The 14,652-nt window shown below is 43.1% G+C and carries 13 protein-coding genes; 2 read left to right on the forward strand and 11 right to left on the reverse strand.

Annotated features, from left to right (window positions below):
* Window positions 1–108: 108 nt before the first annotated feature.
* The 6 genes from CA600_RS20060 to CA600_RS20085 all read right to left on the reverse strand — a co-directional run bounded on the left by CA600_RS20060 (window position 109) and on the right by CA600_RS20085 (window position 5,997).
* Window positions 109–1,563, reverse strand: a complete 1,455-nt coding sequence (locus tag CA600_RS20060; RefSeq protein WP_218832790.1) for an O-antigen ligase family protein — start codon at window positions 1,561–1,563, stop codon at window positions 109–111.
* A gap of 49 nt (window positions 1,564–1,612) precedes the next feature.
* Window positions 1,613–2,344: a ZIP family metal transporter gene (locus CA600_RS20065; RefSeq protein WP_094872351.1), complete on the reverse strand. Its 732-nt coding sequence runs from the start codon at window positions 2,342–2,344 to the stop codon at window positions 1,613–1,615.
* A 170-nt stretch (window positions 2,345–2,514) separates the two neighbouring features.
* Window positions 2,515–3,318, reverse strand: coding sequence for a phosphonate ABC transporter, permease protein PhnE (gene phnE / locus CA600_RS20070; RefSeq protein ID WP_094872353.1), 804 nt, complete (start codon window positions 3,316–3,318; stop codon window positions 2,515–2,517).
* Window positions 3,315–4,106 carry a phosphonate ABC transporter, permease protein PhnE gene (gene phnE, locus CA600_RS20075; RefSeq protein ID WP_094872354.1) on the reverse strand — a complete coding sequence of 264 codons (792 nt, stop codon included), beginning with the start codon at window positions 4,104–4,106 and terminating at the stop codon, window positions 3,315–3,317. The genes phnE (CA600_RS20070) and phnE (CA600_RS20075) overlap by 4 nt, the downstream gene beginning before the upstream one ends.
* A 1-nt stretch (window position 4,107) precedes the next feature.
* Window positions 4,108–4,890, reverse strand: a complete 783-nt coding sequence (phnC, locus tag CA600_RS20080) for a phosphonate ABC transporter ATP-binding protein (RefSeq protein ID WP_094872356.1) — start codon at window positions 4,888–4,890, stop codon at window positions 4,108–4,110.
* Window positions 4,891–5,019: 129 nt separating this feature from the next.
* A complete protein-coding gene (locus tag CA600_RS20085; protein WP_094872358.1) occupies window positions 5,020–5,997 on the reverse strand; it encodes a phosphate/phosphite/phosphonate ABC transporter substrate-binding protein in 978 nt (325 codons plus the stop codon).
* 172 nt (window positions 5,998–6,169) lie between these two features.
* Between CA600_RS20085 and CA600_RS20090 the strand changes: the two genes are divergently transcribed.
* The gene (locus tag CA600_RS20090) at window positions 6,170–7,750 is read left to right on the forward strand and encodes a bifunctional metallophosphatase/5'-nucleotidase (RefSeq protein ID WP_094872359.1); all 1,581 of its coding nucleotides are present in this window, start codon (window positions 6,170–6,172) and stop codon (window positions 7,748–7,750) included.
* Here the strand turns inward: CA600_RS20090 and CA600_RS20095 are convergent.
* The 3 genes from CA600_RS20095 to CA600_RS20105 all read right to left on the reverse strand — a co-directional run bounded on the left by CA600_RS20095 (window position 7,747) and on the right by CA600_RS20105 (window position 11,569).
* Window positions 7,747–9,516, reverse strand: coding sequence for a M3 family oligoendopeptidase (locus CA600_RS20095; RefSeq protein ID WP_179281675.1), 1,770 nt, complete (start codon window positions 9,514–9,516; stop codon window positions 7,747–7,749). The genes CA600_RS20090 and CA600_RS20095 overlap by 4 nt on opposite strands.
* A gap of 377 nt (window positions 9,517–9,893) precedes the next feature.
* Window positions 9,894–11,105: an MFS transporter gene (locus CA600_RS20100; protein WP_094872363.1), complete on the reverse strand. Its 1,212-nt coding sequence runs from the start codon at window positions 11,103–11,105 to the stop codon at window positions 9,894–9,896.
* Window positions 11,106–11,116: 11 nt separating this feature from the next.
* Window positions 11,117–11,569 (reverse strand): MarR family winged helix-turn-helix transcriptional regulator, encoded by a 453-nt coding sequence (locus CA600_RS20105; protein WP_094872365.1) that lies wholly within the window; start codon window positions 11,567–11,569, stop codon window positions 11,117–11,119.
* Between the two features lie 281 nt (window positions 11,570–11,850).
* Between CA600_RS20105 and CA600_RS20110 the strand changes: the two genes are divergently transcribed.
* A complete protein-coding gene (locus tag CA600_RS20110) occupies window positions 11,851–12,390 on the forward strand; it encodes an NADPH-dependent FMN reductase (RefSeq protein WP_042124617.1) in 540 nt (179 codons plus the stop codon).
* A 199-nt stretch (window positions 12,391–12,589) separates the two neighbouring features.
* On the opposite strand, the gene CA600_RS20115 is transcribed toward CA600_RS20110, so the two are convergent.
* Both CA600_RS20115 and CA600_RS20120 read right to left on the reverse strand, forming a co-directional pair.
* Window positions 12,590–13,558 carry an alpha/beta hydrolase gene (locus CA600_RS20115; protein ID WP_094872367.1) on the reverse strand — a complete coding sequence of 323 codons (969 nt, stop codon included), beginning with the start codon at window positions 13,556–13,558 and terminating at the stop codon, window positions 12,590–12,592.
* A 39-nt stretch (window positions 13,559–13,597) separates the two neighbouring features.
* Entirely contained in the window at window positions 13,598–14,650 is a 1,053-nt protein-coding gene (locus tag CA600_RS20120; RefSeq protein ID WP_094872368.1) for an LLM class flavin-dependent oxidoreductase, read from the reverse strand.
* Window positions 14,651–14,652: the final 2 nt, after the last annotated feature.

The following is a 14,652-nucleotide window of genomic DNA, read 5'->3' on the forward strand; positions in this document are numbered from 1 at the left end:
CCGCAGATAAACTCCTCCTATTTTAAATATGTATGTGTTGGAAATACTTCCCTATATTAAGGTAGAATCTAACAAATAACAATGTATTTTTTCATATAAACCATGCTATTATCGACTATTCTCCACTTTCTTTAACATCTCTATATACCTTCTATTGTCCGGAGTCATAGAGGAGGCGATTGTGAGTTCTTCTATAGCCCTTTCTAGGTGCGCCTTGCTCCCTTCCAATAGCGCTAGATGCGAATAAAAATCTGCGAATTGATAATGCACCTCATGAGACCACGGAAGAAATTCTTCTGCGGATTGCAAGTTTTTTTCTACCTTACTCCAATTGTCCTCGGAAATTGCCGATTCTCCCTTGGCAAGTTGCGTATATCCAACAATCATCCAAACCAAACAGCAAGTAATGATAGTTCCGAATATCGCACAAGATACAAATAACAATCGTTTTAGTTGAAACTCCTTCTGCTTATATCCCTCCATCTCCATACTGGTCAGCAACATAATAAACAACCCGAATACGAGAGGATACGCCAGATCAATGTCGAACGCCAGATGGGCACAGAATAGTAACAATGCTAGGATTACCAAAACGCCTTTTCGTCCTTGACGCGTTGCTGCATTTAGTGCAGAACCAATCATAGCGATAAACACCAATACCCCGATCACTCCGGCATCCAATGCAACCTGCAAAAATTGTTGATGTACATATTTCACATACACAGACGGATATAGAATCGCAAAACCGCCACCGCCAATACCTGCCAGCCAACGCTCTTTCCATAACTGAAAAGCATCTGACCAATAAATACGGCGTAACTCAAACTCCGAAGCATTCCAAGTCATTTCTCGGACGCTTCCACTGCTGTTCATGATCATTCCCGCAACAATCACCAGGATAAGAACGATTAGTGCTCCACCACCGAACAGCGCTATAGGTTTGTTCTTCCTATTTATGCATACAAAGGCGATAGCCCCCATCACAACCAGGATCAGTACCGCTCTAGAGCCCGACAATAATAATCCACATAGCTGTATTAAACACAGCACAACATACCTTTTTTGATTTGAGCGCATAAAAGCACGCCAGCCCGCTGCCATTCCCGCCGCAACAATCACAGCAAAAACATTCGCATATCCCAGCGTCGATTCCAGCCGTCCCTCCCGAAATAAACCAAAGACCAGTCCCCAAAGAGTTAGTCCTGCGCTACTCCAGACCCATGTCACCCAGATCTGATCACGCCTTTTCCCTGAGAGACTTGAGAATAATAAGGATACGGGCAAGAGTAAGGAGACCTTGATCGCTTCCAGTACTGCCTGCTCTTGATCAACAGCACTTCCTAAAGCGAGCCAATACAACAGAATGAATGCTAGTAAGAAGCCATGAATCGGTAGAAACGTAAGCTTTTTAGCATTAAAAATATACAGGGCCGTTACACCATAGAGCACAGCAGACAACGCCAAAAAGGAACGGGTATAAAAATACCCCGCTCCTATTGATCCAGCAACGATAAAAATAAGTAAGGTGTAAAAAGGTAGCTTTTCAAGTTTATGTGTTCTCATCATAACTACTCTTTTTCGACAGGATTCACTGGAATCCCTTCTATCCTACTCACCCAAATATCTGCGTAATATACACCATAATTAATAATCCAAAAATAAATGAATACGTCGAAGGCCGTTCGTAACCATGACCGTGACTCTCCGGAATCAGCTCCTTGTAGACGATAAAGAGCATCGCTCCTGCGGCAAAAGCGAGACCGTAACCCACTACATTCTGTAGGTAGCTTGCAGTGAAATACCCGATAACCGCAGACACCATCTCCATTAGTCCGGTAAGTGTAACGATTCCCAAGGCTTTTAGCTTGCTTGTTCTAGAATTCATCAGAAAGACTGCAAGAATCAACCCTTCTGGCATATTTTGCGCACCAATCGCTATGGCCACGGTAGGGCCTAGACTCGCCTGTTCGCTGGCATAACTGAATCCCGTACTGAGACCTTCTGGGATGTTATGAATAAACAGTGCGATCAAAACGAGCAGTGCTTTCGAATCCATATTGGTATATCCGGGTTTATTCTCCACATCGATATGTGGGATATTCTTTTCAATTACATCAAGCAGTAACACTCCTGTAATCAGACCCAAGGTTAAAGCAATAATGCCTGATTCTTTAATCGCTTGTGGCATGAGTCCAAATGTAGAAGCTGATACCATTATACCTGCAGTAAAAGCAACGAGAACGTCCTTCCATTTCTCAGATAACCTCTTCACGAACAAGATCGGAAATGCTCCAAGAACGGTAGCCATTGCCGATACAAAGCTCCCAATAAGCGCAGATTCCAAGCTTTCAACTCCTTTGGTACAAGTTCGGATAGACCAACATATGTTAACACAAAAAGTATTATTACTTCTATATAGCTTTTCCGAAGGATACGCTAATCATTAAAAGACCTCCCATAGGTATGATGCATACCCTAAGGAGGTCTTGTCTAACCTGTAATAATGCGATTCCGTTACACTAGCTTCTTCCGAATCATGCCGGAAATCAAATCAATAATCGTAATCATCACAATGATGCCTAATAGTATGATCCCGACACGATCCCAATTCCGTGAACTGAGTGCGAAGATTAACGGTGTGCCAATCCCACCTGCCCCAATCATACCCAGAATCGTAGCCGAACGAACATTAATTTCGAACCTGTATAAAGTATAGGATAGAAAGCCTGGCAATACCTGTGGCACAACAGCAAACCATAACACCTGCATACGGCTGGCACCAGATGAGATTAAAGCCTCAAGTGGACCGTTATCAATATTCTCAATCTCATCCGCGAACAATTTGCCGAGCATGCCCACGGAATGCAGACCCAGAGCCAGTACACCCGCAAATGAACCCGGCCCAACAGCCTTGATGAACAGCAAGGCCATAATGATCTCAGGGAATGTCCGTATAAAACTTAATACCAGCTTACCGGAACTTGAAATAGCCTTTCCCTTACTCATATTGACGGCTGCCCAAAATGCAAAAGGAATACATAAAAAGGTCGAGATAAAAGTCCCTAAGATTGAAATTGCTAACGTCTCAAGCAAGCCCCGAAGCAGATCCTCCCCATCCGGTAAATAAACGAAGGACCAATCAGGTGAGAATATCCCAGCAAAGATTGCCTTAGTAATGATCCCGGCGGTTTCTTTAAATCCATTAAACGGTACTCCCGAAAAAGCCCAAATATATACTGCCGCTAATGCCACATAAATCAGCCAGCGGAAGCGGTTTTTACGAGGTTTGGGGACAAGGGTATTCCATGATTTACTCATATTAATTTCTCCCGCAGCTTAGTGCTTACATAATCAATAATCAATACTACTGCTAATGTGAACAAGATAATGGTGCAAGTCTTATCGTATTCCAAGAAACCTAATGTCACTTCATAGTAATGGCCGATTCCGCCCGCTCCTACCAGACCTAGAACCGCTGCAGCACGGACATTGATTTCAAAAGCATACAGCACATAAGACATGAAATGAGCCTGTACTTGCGGAATGACTCCGAAGATAATTCGTTGAGTCTTATTCGCTCCGACTGAAGTCATGGCTTCCAAAGGCCCCTGTTCAATCGTCTCCAACGCTTCATAGGTAAGCTTAGCGATCAGCCCCAGCGAAAATACTGTCAAAGCAAAGATCCCTGGAAGTGCACCGAGTCCGAAGATGGCAACAAAAATAGAAGCCAGCAGTAGATCGGGAATGGTGCGGATCAAATTCAGCAGCATACGCACCGGATAATGAAGCCATCGGCTGTGCGTAATATTGCTTGCACACAGCAGTGCAACGGGAACCGCGAGAATGGCACCAAACGTTGTACCGACTAGTGCCATCCGGATCGTCTCCAGCATCGCATCTATAATATTGTCAAAATACCCCCAGTTTGGAGGGAACATTTCCTTAAGCAGATCAAGCATATTCGGCAGACCAGAGATTAGCTCTCCTAAGGATGAATCGGTCAAGACCGCACTTCTCCATAGTAATACTACTAATATAAAGGCTGTAAAATAATGCTTTATCTTCCTTGGCGGTTTGGGATGTAGCTTCTCTGCATTCACACTCATCTCACATGCCTCCGATTACAGGCTCACCTAACAACTCATCCTGATGAATCGGTCTGCCGTAAATCTCAGCAAACTTCTCATCGGTTGCCTCCGATACAGGACCATCGAAGACAACCTCTCCTGCGCGGAGTCCTATAATCCGGGTAGCGTATTCTCTAGCGAGATCGATAAAATGCAAATTCACAATGGTCGTAATTCCAAGCTCTACATTAATCTTTTTCAAATCATCCATAACCTGCTTGGTCGTGAGTGGATCCAGTGAAGCGACAGGTTCATCTGCGAGGATAATTTGCGCCTCCTGTGCAAGAACACGAGCAATAGCCACGCGCTGCTGCTGACCACCAGATAGCTGATCTGCACGGATGTACGCCTTCTCAACGATATTGACCCGATCGAGTGACTCGAAGGCTAAATCGATATCCTTTTGCGGGAATTTACCGAGTATCGTCCGTAGGGTGGAATGATAGCCCACCCGTCCTGCCAATACATTACGAAGCACAGTCGTACGTTTCACTAAGTTGAAGCTTTGGAAGATCATTCCGATATTCCGGCGAATCATTCGTAGCTGGCTTCCCTTCGCATTCGTGATGGAATGCCCGTTTATAAGAATATCGCCTTCCGAAATATCATGAAGCCGGTTAATGGAACGCAGTAAGGTTGACTTCCCCGCTCCGGAAAGACCAACAATAGCTACAAATTCCCCAGCTGGAATCGTCAGATTAATGTTGTTTAAGCCTTTAGTTCCGTTTTGATACGTCTTGGATACATTCTGAAGCTTTATCATGAAATCATTCCTTTGTGTGTTTTCGTATATTCGTATAAAAGAGATAGCCAGATCCGGGGGGGAATCCGGAGCTGGCTATCCTTAATGCCTGTTATACACCAACAACGTTGTATCCTTGAACGGCTTGGACTACTCGGTTTTTACTTTATTGTTGTATTCACGAACAATGTCAAAGTTGCTATCTTGTGACTTCACATAACCTTCATGAGAATAAATTTCTTTAACAATTGCATGTCCTTCTGTGTCAGCTGCGATATCCATGAACGCCTGTTGAATTTTCTCCATCCATTCCTTATTCATATCTGAACGGACCGAAATCGTATCATTAGGGATTTTATCCGTAAAGGCAAGAACACGGGTATCTTCAAATACTTTCGGATAATCTTTAATAACAATATTCCGGGCATCTTGGAAAATAGCTGCTGCGTCTACGTCACCGTTCAGTACAGCAAGTACGCCTTGGTCATGTCCCTTAACCGTAATGGCTTGTACATCCTTCAGCGGATCAAGTCCTGCATCCATCAGTGTTGCTGCCGGCCATACAAAACCTGCAGAGGATGTAACGTTTTGATAGGCGATTTTTTTGCCTTTCAAATCGGCAACGGATTGGATGGCAGAATCTTTCTTAACGATGATCATAGATTTATAGAAATCAGCTAATTCATCTGTTGGAGCGCCAGTTTCATCATTTACACCAAAACGTTGAGCTTGAAGAATAACTTCAGCAGCTCCTTTTTCTTTAGCTAATACATAAGCTGTTGGAGGAAGGAAACCTACATCCACTTTTTTGGAAGCCATAGCTTCGATAACCGTGTTGTAATCAGTAGAGACACTTACTTTTACAGGAATACCGAGTTTATCACCCAGTAATTTTTCAAGAGGTTTTGCCTTAGCTTCGAGCGTATCTGCATTTTGAGAAGGAACAAATTGTACGGTAAGCTTCTCTGGAACATAACCCTCTGCTACAGGAGCTGCCGTTTCCTTCGGTGCATTTGTTGCATCTGTTGATCCTTGGTTTGCAGTATTAGCAGTGTTATTAGCACCACAACCACTAAGCAATGTAATAGACATCATTAGCGGCAATACGAATTTACTTATTTTTCTCAAACGAAAGACCTCCACTGTTTTCTTTTTTTTAGTACTTCTAGACTATAAAGTTTTTGTATTAAATCTAGAGCATCTAACTATCAAATAAATGTAAAATTTATTCCAATCTCTTAAAGTTTCCAAATTATCTGATAGAATGGGGTCTGAACTTATTATCCGTAGGAGGCTACCCATGAATAAAGACAATAACTTAACCTGTGAAATCCTCATAACAAGTGATCTCCATGGGCATTTAAGTCCCATTGATTATCGTACGGGTGAGAAACAACAAAAAGGCTTAGCAACCATTGCCAGCCTCATTAAACAAGAAAGAGCCCATTGTCCGGAGCTGATTCTTCTGGATAACGGTGATCTTATTCAAGGTACACCGCTAGCTTATTATGCAGCAACACAGTACAGTAATGAATTAAATCCGGGGATCGCTGCACTGAACGAATTAAAATATGATGCCGCAATTATCGGCAACCATGAATTTAATTTTGGGAAGCCACTACTCCATAAAGCCATTCAAGATTCCGAATTTCCTTGGTTATCAGCTGGAATAATAGATCAAACGACAAGTAAACCGGCATTCGGTAAACCTTATATCATCAAATGGGTAGACGATAAAATCAAAGTGGCCATTCTTGGAGTTACCACACATTACATTCCACACTGGGAGAATCCTGTCCATATTGAAGGGCTTCAATTTAAAGATGCTTTAGAGACTGTAAAGCTTTGGTGTACCACTATACGAGAAGAAGAGCAACCCGATTTGCTCGTTGTAGCTTATCATGGCGGGTTCGAGCGCGATCTACTTAACGGAGAACCTGTTGAGAGATTAACTGGAGAGAATCAAGCTTACGCTATGTGTGCAGAGGTAGAAGGATTAGACGTATTAATTACCGGACATCAGCATCGCTCTATTGCTAGTGAATTAAATGGTGTAACGATCATACAGCCTGGTTGTAATGGACATTCCCTTGGTAAAATTTCAGTAGTCTTTCAAAAAGAAAACGGGCATTGGAAGATTAAGAGTAAACATGCCGAGCTTCTTACTCTGGACGACAAAACAGCTGTAGATGATACAATTGTAGGTCTGAGCAGCACGCTCGAATCAGAAACAGAAACCTGGTTGGATGAGAGAATAGGTACAGTGATCGGTGACCTATCTATTTCTAGTGCAGATGAATGCCGAATGGCTGACCATCCCTTTATAGAATTTATGAATAAGGTTCAAATGGAGGCTTCAGGCGTAGAGATTTCGACAGCCGCTTTACTCAGTAACGATTGCAAAGGTTTCAGTAATACCATTACACGGAGAGATATTCTTTCAAACTTCATTTATCCTAACACGCTAACGGTTCTTAGGCTGACCGGGCATGATATTAAAGAGGCACTGGAACAAACCGCCAACTATTTTCAAAAGGATACAGAGGGGAATGTAATGGTTAACCCTGCTTATGTAGAACCTAAATCGCAGCATTACAATTATGATATGTGGGAAGGCATCCACTACGAGCTTCATATTGATAACTCTGTAGGCCAAAGAGTCCTCCATCTGCTGTATCGTGGACAGCCTGTAGAGGACGCTAAAGAATATGATGTGGTTATGAATAACTATAGAGCCAGCGGTGGCGGAGATTATGAGATGTATAAAGGTAAACCGATTGTCAAAGAAATACTGATCGACATGTCTGAAATTGTCACGAATTACATTGAAAATCGCGGCCAAATTGAAGCTACCTGCGATCACAACTGGAGAGTGGTTTAGGTTGTGCTGATGAATGCCTCAATATCAGTTTCAATCAGCTTTAAAGCACCTCTCCAAAAATCAATCGAGTGCACATCAATATCCATAAACTTCGCTATATCTGCAATATTATGCTTGCTGGTAGCACTAAGGAACTGACGATACCGGGCGACAAACTCCTCGCCCTTTTTTAAATACTCTGCGTAGAGTCCTTTAGCGAATAACAGTCCGAAAGAATACGGAAAATTCATAAATTCATAACCAGCCATAAAATATCCGGCCTTGTTCATCCACATGTACGGATGGATCGTGTCAGTTGCAATGCTCTCTCCATAAGCTTCCTTCATACAAGCAATCATCAATTCATTTAATTCTTGCACAGGCAGCGGACCTAATGCTCTTTTCTCATATAATTTAAGCTCAAATAAATAACGGGCATAGAAATCCACAAGATAATATCCAGCATCGGAAATGCTTCTCTCCAAAATAAGATGAGCTTCCTTCTTGGCGGAGCTTGCGATTAAAGCTTGATTCACAATCGTCTCGCAAAAGATCGAAGCCGTTTCAGCTATCGGAATCGGATAATCCGTGTTCAACATCGTTTCATGCGCTAGACAGGAGCTATGATAGGCATGACCAAGCTCATGGGCAAGAATACTAATATCTATAGCATTGCCAGTGAACTGAGTCATGATCCTGCTCTCGCCTATCGGAAAAATATCAATGCACAGCCCAAAGCCGCCCTTACCGGCCTTTGGTTCTGCATCAATCCATCGCTGATCAAAAGCCTTTTGAGCTAAGTTGGCCAATTCCTCGCTAAAGGTTGCGAAGCTTGAGACGATTGTTTTTTGAGCATCTTCGTAAGAAATTTTCATACTTTCTTCACCTATAGGTGCAAATATATCGTAAAAAGGCAGCTTTGTGGAATGTCCCAGCAGTTCGGCTTTCTTTTGATAATAGGTATGAAAAGCTGGCAAACTCTCCTGAAGAGCGGCGAGCATTGCCGACAAAGTTTCACTGTCCATTCGCGATGCCACTAACACCTTTTCCAGAGAAGATTGATATCCACGCATGCCATAAATCGTTAGCGCCTCACCACTTATTCCATTCATGCAAGCTGCACAAACCCCAGCAATACGACTGCAAGCTTCAGCCTCGGCTTCATAAGCCGCTTTTCTTAATGCAGCGTTATTCTCATAGGCCATACTCCTTAGTTCCGCAAGCGTTGCTTGTTTCGACTCCCCTTGCACCACCACATCTGCTAGTGTACTTGAGGCGGTCTCCATGTATAACCTTCCCCATGCTTTGGACCCTGTACTTTGCATTCTGGCAATGGCAACCTCCACATCCTCATTTAACACATAGCGGGATTGTAAAAGAAGCTCATTCAAGTAGAATTGATGCTGCAAAAGATAAGGTGAGCTAACAATAAGCTCATCCATGTGATCACATGTATTAATCCAACGTTTAAAACCTGCAGCTACACCAGCAATCTCTGAGCTGACCTGTTCGATATCATCGGCAAGATTCATAGCCAGTTCATAGTTGCTATCTGCACTAAGCGTTAACTCCGCATAAGCTAACAAGCATACATATACACTTTTATAATCGTTGTAGAGTCTTAGAAAGTCCTCGATCGCTGCGACGGAAACACCCTCACGCTTTAGATTGCCCTCAGCCCAGGCTTTTAAATCTATAATAAGTTGACCTAGTAGCTGACGATCCGCTTTTAACTTCTCTGATTCAAACGAAGGATATAAGCTATCCAAATTCCATGTCATATTCATTGTTGATTCTCTCCTAACCTTTGCCCATCTCCAGATTTCTTCATTATACCGTCCTATGCGGATAAAGTCTGGATATTGCTTTCGAACGGGAACAAAAACATAAAAAAAGGACCCCGCCATCGTCCGGCGGGGTCAAGGTCTATATTATAAGGGGGTTATGTGATTACTATAACCCTCTTAGCTTAAAAGAACATGAAAGAGACATAAAGATTGGCTTAATCTACCGATCTCTGTCCTCTGCATCAACAAAAAAAGGACCCTGCCATCGTCCGGCAGGGTCAAGGTCTATATTTAAGGGGGTTATGTGATTACTATAACCCCCTTAGCTTAAAACGATATGAATAGTACCTAAAGATTAGCTTAATCTGAAATTCCCCTTATTGACTTAAAGCTGAAGGGTTACTTCTAGACTTTGTAATCTGAATCCCAATATAAATCATTAGAAACAACACCATGAATCCAGCAGAATAACGATACATCATCCCATAATTGGATGCTGCCGAAATCGCCCCAAGAATGATGGCTCCACTCGCTACCCCTAGATCCGTTGAGTTATAAAACATACTGTTTGCCATGCCATACTGTGCAGGTGTAGAAGTTCGAAGCATCCATGCCTGTATAGTTGGCTGAATAGCTCCAAAGCCGAGTCCATAGAGCAATGCCGATACAATGAGCATTGGCATGGATGTTGTATACGAGAGCACTCCTAAGCTCGCGACGACACAAAACGCTGCGGGAATCAAAACAGCAGCGGGTCCTCTTTTATCAAATAATCTGCCGGAAATCGGTCTAATGATGATGATCGTAATTGCGTTAAATAAGAAGAACAAACCCACTTGTTCTAAATGTACCGATTCGCCGAACAAAGCGATAAAACTAAGTAATCCCCCATAAGTGATCGCGAGCAGGACATTCAGAATTGCGGGCAATACTAACTTTTTATTAAAAGGAACCTTGAGAGGTTTAGGTGATTCAATGGTTTGCTCAATCGATTGTTTTTTGCGGTGAGCTGGAAGCGAACGTGAGAACAATAGGACTGGAAAGGCAAGAAGCAGGGTGAATGTTCCAATCATCGCCAGTGTTCCAAACCCTGAATGCTTCATTACGTTCAAACCAATCATTGGACCAATGGACATTGCAAGACTGCTTGATAAGCCAAAATAGCCGATCCCTTCGCCCATTCTTTTGCTAGGAATAATCTGTGAAACAATTGTGGGAATAATCGTGCTGGCAATCCCGAATCCAATCCCATAGCCTACACGCATCAGCAGTAGTGACCCAATTGAATCTGCTGCCACATAAAGACCGGTTATGGCGGCCGCGATGGCTAAGCCAATATACAATAATACATTGCGGCTAACCTTTCGCATCAGAAAAGCAGTCATAAAACGTGAAGCAATCGCAGTTAGTGCAAATACACTTGTGACCAAGCTGACCATAATATCACTGGCTTGAAATTCACTTTTCACATAAGACGGAAATGAAGATAGCAGCATCTGTAAATTCATAAATAAAAATAAAGCACTAAACGTTAAAGCAATAAAAGATTTAGTCCAAAGTTTCGTACGTAATTCTTGTTGTTCTGGCATAACTTACCTTCCTACTCTCCATCATTTATTTGATCAATGTGATTGTTTATTCTTAGCAGCAACCCCATGAGTTGCTCATATTCATCACTAGAAATACAGTTCTTAATTTCATCTGTGACCTGATCCTCAATAGGGAAGGTTTCCTTAATTAGAGCTCTTCCTTTTTCCGTAATATAGACTTTAAAAGAACGTCGATCATTCTCCCCGGTTTTTTTATAGATCAGTCCTTTTCCCTCCAAGTGATCCAGAATTCGCGTCGTAGTTGGTTTATCCTTACCCGAACGCTTCGCGATGTCCTTCTGAATCAGCCCTTCCGTCCTGTCGACTTGAAACAGAACTGACCATTGCTCAGGTGTTATATCATATTCTTTTAACCCATTTTGGAATAACGCACTTAATTTACGATAGGTCGTTCCCATCATAAATCCTAAGGTAAGTTCAGATGAGTTATGCTTTATCGTCATGATCAGCCCTCTTCTCATTTCATTTTCGTTTTAAATAGTTGCTTAAACAATTATATTCTAGACAACTAAATTTGTAAAGGTGAGACAAAATTATAAACTAACTATTATTAAGTTGCTTGACAAAGTAAACTGAACACGGTATTATTATCTCATGTTAAAGATACTTAACTTAAAGACAACTAGAGCTAAGCACTCTTAAGATTATTTTTTTAAAGGTTGTGTAATTCATGGGATTTCTAGCCAAACTATTTGGTAGAACAAAAATCGAGGAGGAACAAACAATGTCTAAATTAAACATCGGAATTATTCTAGGAAGTACTCGTCAAGGTCGCTTGAGCCCACAAGTCGGAGAATGGGTTAAAAAGGTAGCAGATGCACGTGGAGATGCTAATTATGAGATCGTTGATATCGCGGACTTTAAACTTCCACTAATGGGAGAAGTAGATGCTACTGAGCAAGCAACTGCTTGGAATACAAAACTTGCTACGTTAGACGGTTTCGTATTTATCGTTCAAGAATATAACCACAGTATTTCCGCATCACTGAAAAATGCACTCGATTACGCACGTGAAGCTTGGAATAACAAAGCAGCGGGAATCGTAAGTTATGGTTCCGTAGGCGGCGCTCGTGCAGCTGAGCATTTACGTGGCATTTTGGGAGAACTTTCTGTAGCAGACGTTCGTGTCCATCCTGCCCTGTCCCTGTTCACTGATTTCGAGAACGGTTCTGTGTTCAAACCAGCAGATCTTCACCTGACCAATGTAAATGGCATGCTTGATCAAGTGTTGGCTTGGAGCGGTGCGCTCAAGACGCTTCGTTAAGATTAGCCTGCTTTAATATGATGAAATACACCTCTTAGAATAGACATTGATAAACCTATGGTTTGTCCGGTCGATTCTAGGGGGTGTATTTTTTGTGTGTGATGAAATAACCACCTTGTATAGAGTCTTTTCTCGCATAATCAGCGAGGATATCAATCTACAACAAGGAGCAATGATCATATGGTTTGTGCTTGCATTATTAACAGCTCTCGCTTGGGAAGGGCGGGTGTTTGGGATGAAGTGCCCGGGCCATCGCATCTATATAGCACTGAACGGCGCGCTGACTCACTTCCGCTTCTGGAACGAATATTTCGAAAAGATGAAAACATCCGGGATACAGGTGAAATTCGATAACTACACCTGCTTGCGCAAGTCGTGTTACATATTCGATCGTCTCATCTCGGAATAGATCAAGCTGACCTACACAGGTATAGGTTGGTGGCAGTCCAGCTAAATTCTCCGCTCTCGTTGGTACCGCATAGGAAGATATCCTGTTGGCATCGTTCTCCTCGCCCAGGTACATGTTCCAAGCCGTTAAGTTGTCCGTCCGGTTCCAGATTGCACCTTCTTCCGTAATCTCATGGCTTGATGGCGTAATGTTACGGTTGTCGAGCATCGGGTACAACGGCATCTGAAAGATAATGGATGGTCCACCTTTATCTCGTACCATCAGCGCAAGTGCTGCTGTCAGCCCGCCGCCACCGCTTGCACCAGCAATCGCAACCCGATTCTCATCAATGCCAAGTGATTCCGCTTCCTCCGTCATCCATACTAAGCCAGCATAACAATCATCGATTGCAGCTGGATAGGGGTGCTCGGGTGCCAGCCTATAATCAACCGACACGACAACACATCTAGCCGTCTGAACAAAGCGTTCACACAACTCGTCGTCCATATCAGGATGTCCTAACACGTATCCGCCCCCGTGAATCCACAGCATAGCTGGAAGCTTGTCAGCATTTCGCCCAGCAGGTTCATAAATTTTTACCAGTATCTCCCCTGCAACACCCGGAATTTTTCGACTGGTTGTGTTTACATGCTCTGACCTCTTCACTGGCGGAGCCGACACTAAACTTCTGCTCCACTCTAAATTCTCTTCCAATTGAAACCCTGGAAATTGTGAATATGCCTCTCTTAATTCTGGTAGTATACGTTTATCGATACTCATGAAAATCCTCCAATACAATAATGATTGCTTGTATAATCCTTATTCCTTCTCAGCTTCCCACTTAGCAATTTCCTCTCGTACTCGTGGAGCAACCTCCGTTCCGAGCAATTCTATTGCCCGCAACACAAGTTCATGCGGCATCGTGCTTAGTGGAACATACATCATAAAGCGTGTTATTCCTACATGCTTCCGTAGATGAATGATCTTCTGAGCAACTGTTTCCGGATCTCCAACGTACAATGCACCCTCAAAGCTTCGGGCGGCATCATAGCTGGAGCGGTCATAATACGACCATCCTCGCTCTTTGCCGAGGTTGTTCATGCCGTACTGGGTAGATGGAAAAAAGATATCTGCTGCCCGTTCCGTATCTTCTGCGACGAATCCAATCGAATGAGATCCCACCTGAAGCTGTGATACATCATGTCCAGCGCGGGCCGCCGCCTTCTTATACAGCTCTACAAGCGGAGCAAAATTCATTGGATTCCCGCCAATGATCGCTAACATCAATGGCAGACCCAAAAGTCCTGCACGAACGGCGGAGCTTTGCGTACCTCCGCTGCCAATCCATATAGGTAAAGAGTTCTGGACGGGCCGCGGGTATACGCCCAAATTATGAATTGCTGGCCGATGGCCTCCCTTCCATGTTACTTTCTCGGATTCCCGTATTTTCATAAGCAGTTCGATATTTTCATTAAATAGCTCATCATAGTCATGTAAGCCATAACCAAACAACGGAAAAGATTCAACGAATGAACCCCGGCCCGCTATAATCTCGGCTCGTCCATTGGAGATGCCATCAAGCATAGCGAAATCCTGAAACACACGTACAGGATCAGCAGATGAAAGGACCGTCACAGCACTAGTCAGGCGAATCCGTTTAGTTAAGGACGCAGCAGCGGACAACACGATTGCTGGTGAAGAAGCTGCATAATCTTCACGATGATGCTCACCAATACCAAAAACATCAAGTCCCACCTGATCCGCAAGGACGATTTCTTCAACTACTTCTCGTAATCGCTGTGCGTGACTCATCACAATTCCAGTCTCAATATCAGGCTTTGTTTCTACGAACGAAGTAACACCTATTTCCATGA

Origin of the sequence: Paenibacillus sp. VTT E-133280, assembly GCF_002264385.1 — a bacterium.
Taxonomy (GTDB): domain Bacteria; phylum Bacillota; class Bacilli; order Paenibacillales; family Paenibacillaceae; genus Paenibacillus_AQ; species Paenibacillus_AQ nitricinens.

Excerpts from the sequence above, each read along its gene's own strand:
- CA600_RS20060 (WP_218832790.1), bottom strand. The coding sequence starts at position 1,563 with ATGAGAACACATAAACTTGAAAAGCTACCTTTTTACACCTTACTTATT.
- phnE (WP_094872353.1), bottom strand. The coding sequence starts at position 3,318 with ATGAGTAAATCATGGAATACCCTTGTCCCCAAACCTCGTAAAAACCGC.
- phnE (WP_094872354.1), bottom strand. The coding sequence starts at position 4,106 with ATGAGTGTGAATGCAGAGAAGCTACATCCCAAACCGCCAAGGAAGATA.
- phnC (WP_094872356.1), bottom strand. The coding sequence starts at position 4,890 with ATGATAAAGCTTCAGAATGTATCCAAGACGTATCAAAACGGAACTAAA.
- CA600_RS20090 (WP_094872359.1), top strand. The coding sequence starts at position 6,170 with ATGAATAAAGACAATAACTTAACCTGTGAAATCCTCATAACAAGTGAT.
- CA600_RS20095 (WP_179281675.1), bottom strand. The coding sequence starts at position 9,516 with ATGAATATGACATGGAATTTGGATAGCTTATATCCTTCGTTTGAATCA.
- CA600_RS20100 (WP_094872363.1), bottom strand. The coding sequence starts at position 11,105 with ATGCCAGAACAACAAGAATTACGTACGAAACTTTGGACTAAATCTTTT.
- CA600_RS20105 (WP_094872365.1), bottom strand. The coding sequence starts at position 11,569 with ATGACGATAAAGCATAACTCATCTGAACTTACCTTAGGATTTATGATG.
- CA600_RS20110 (WP_042124617.1), top strand. The coding sequence starts at position 11,851 with ATGTCTAAATTAAACATCGGAATTATTCTAGGAAGTACTCGTCAAGGT.
- CA600_RS20115 (WP_094872367.1), bottom strand. The coding sequence starts at position 13,558 with ATGAGTATCGATAAACGTATACTACCAGAATTAAGAGAGGCATATTCA.
- CA600_RS20120 (WP_094872368.1), bottom strand. The coding sequence starts at position 14,650 with ATGGAAATAGGTGTTACTTCGTTCGTAGAAACAAAGCCTGATATTGAG.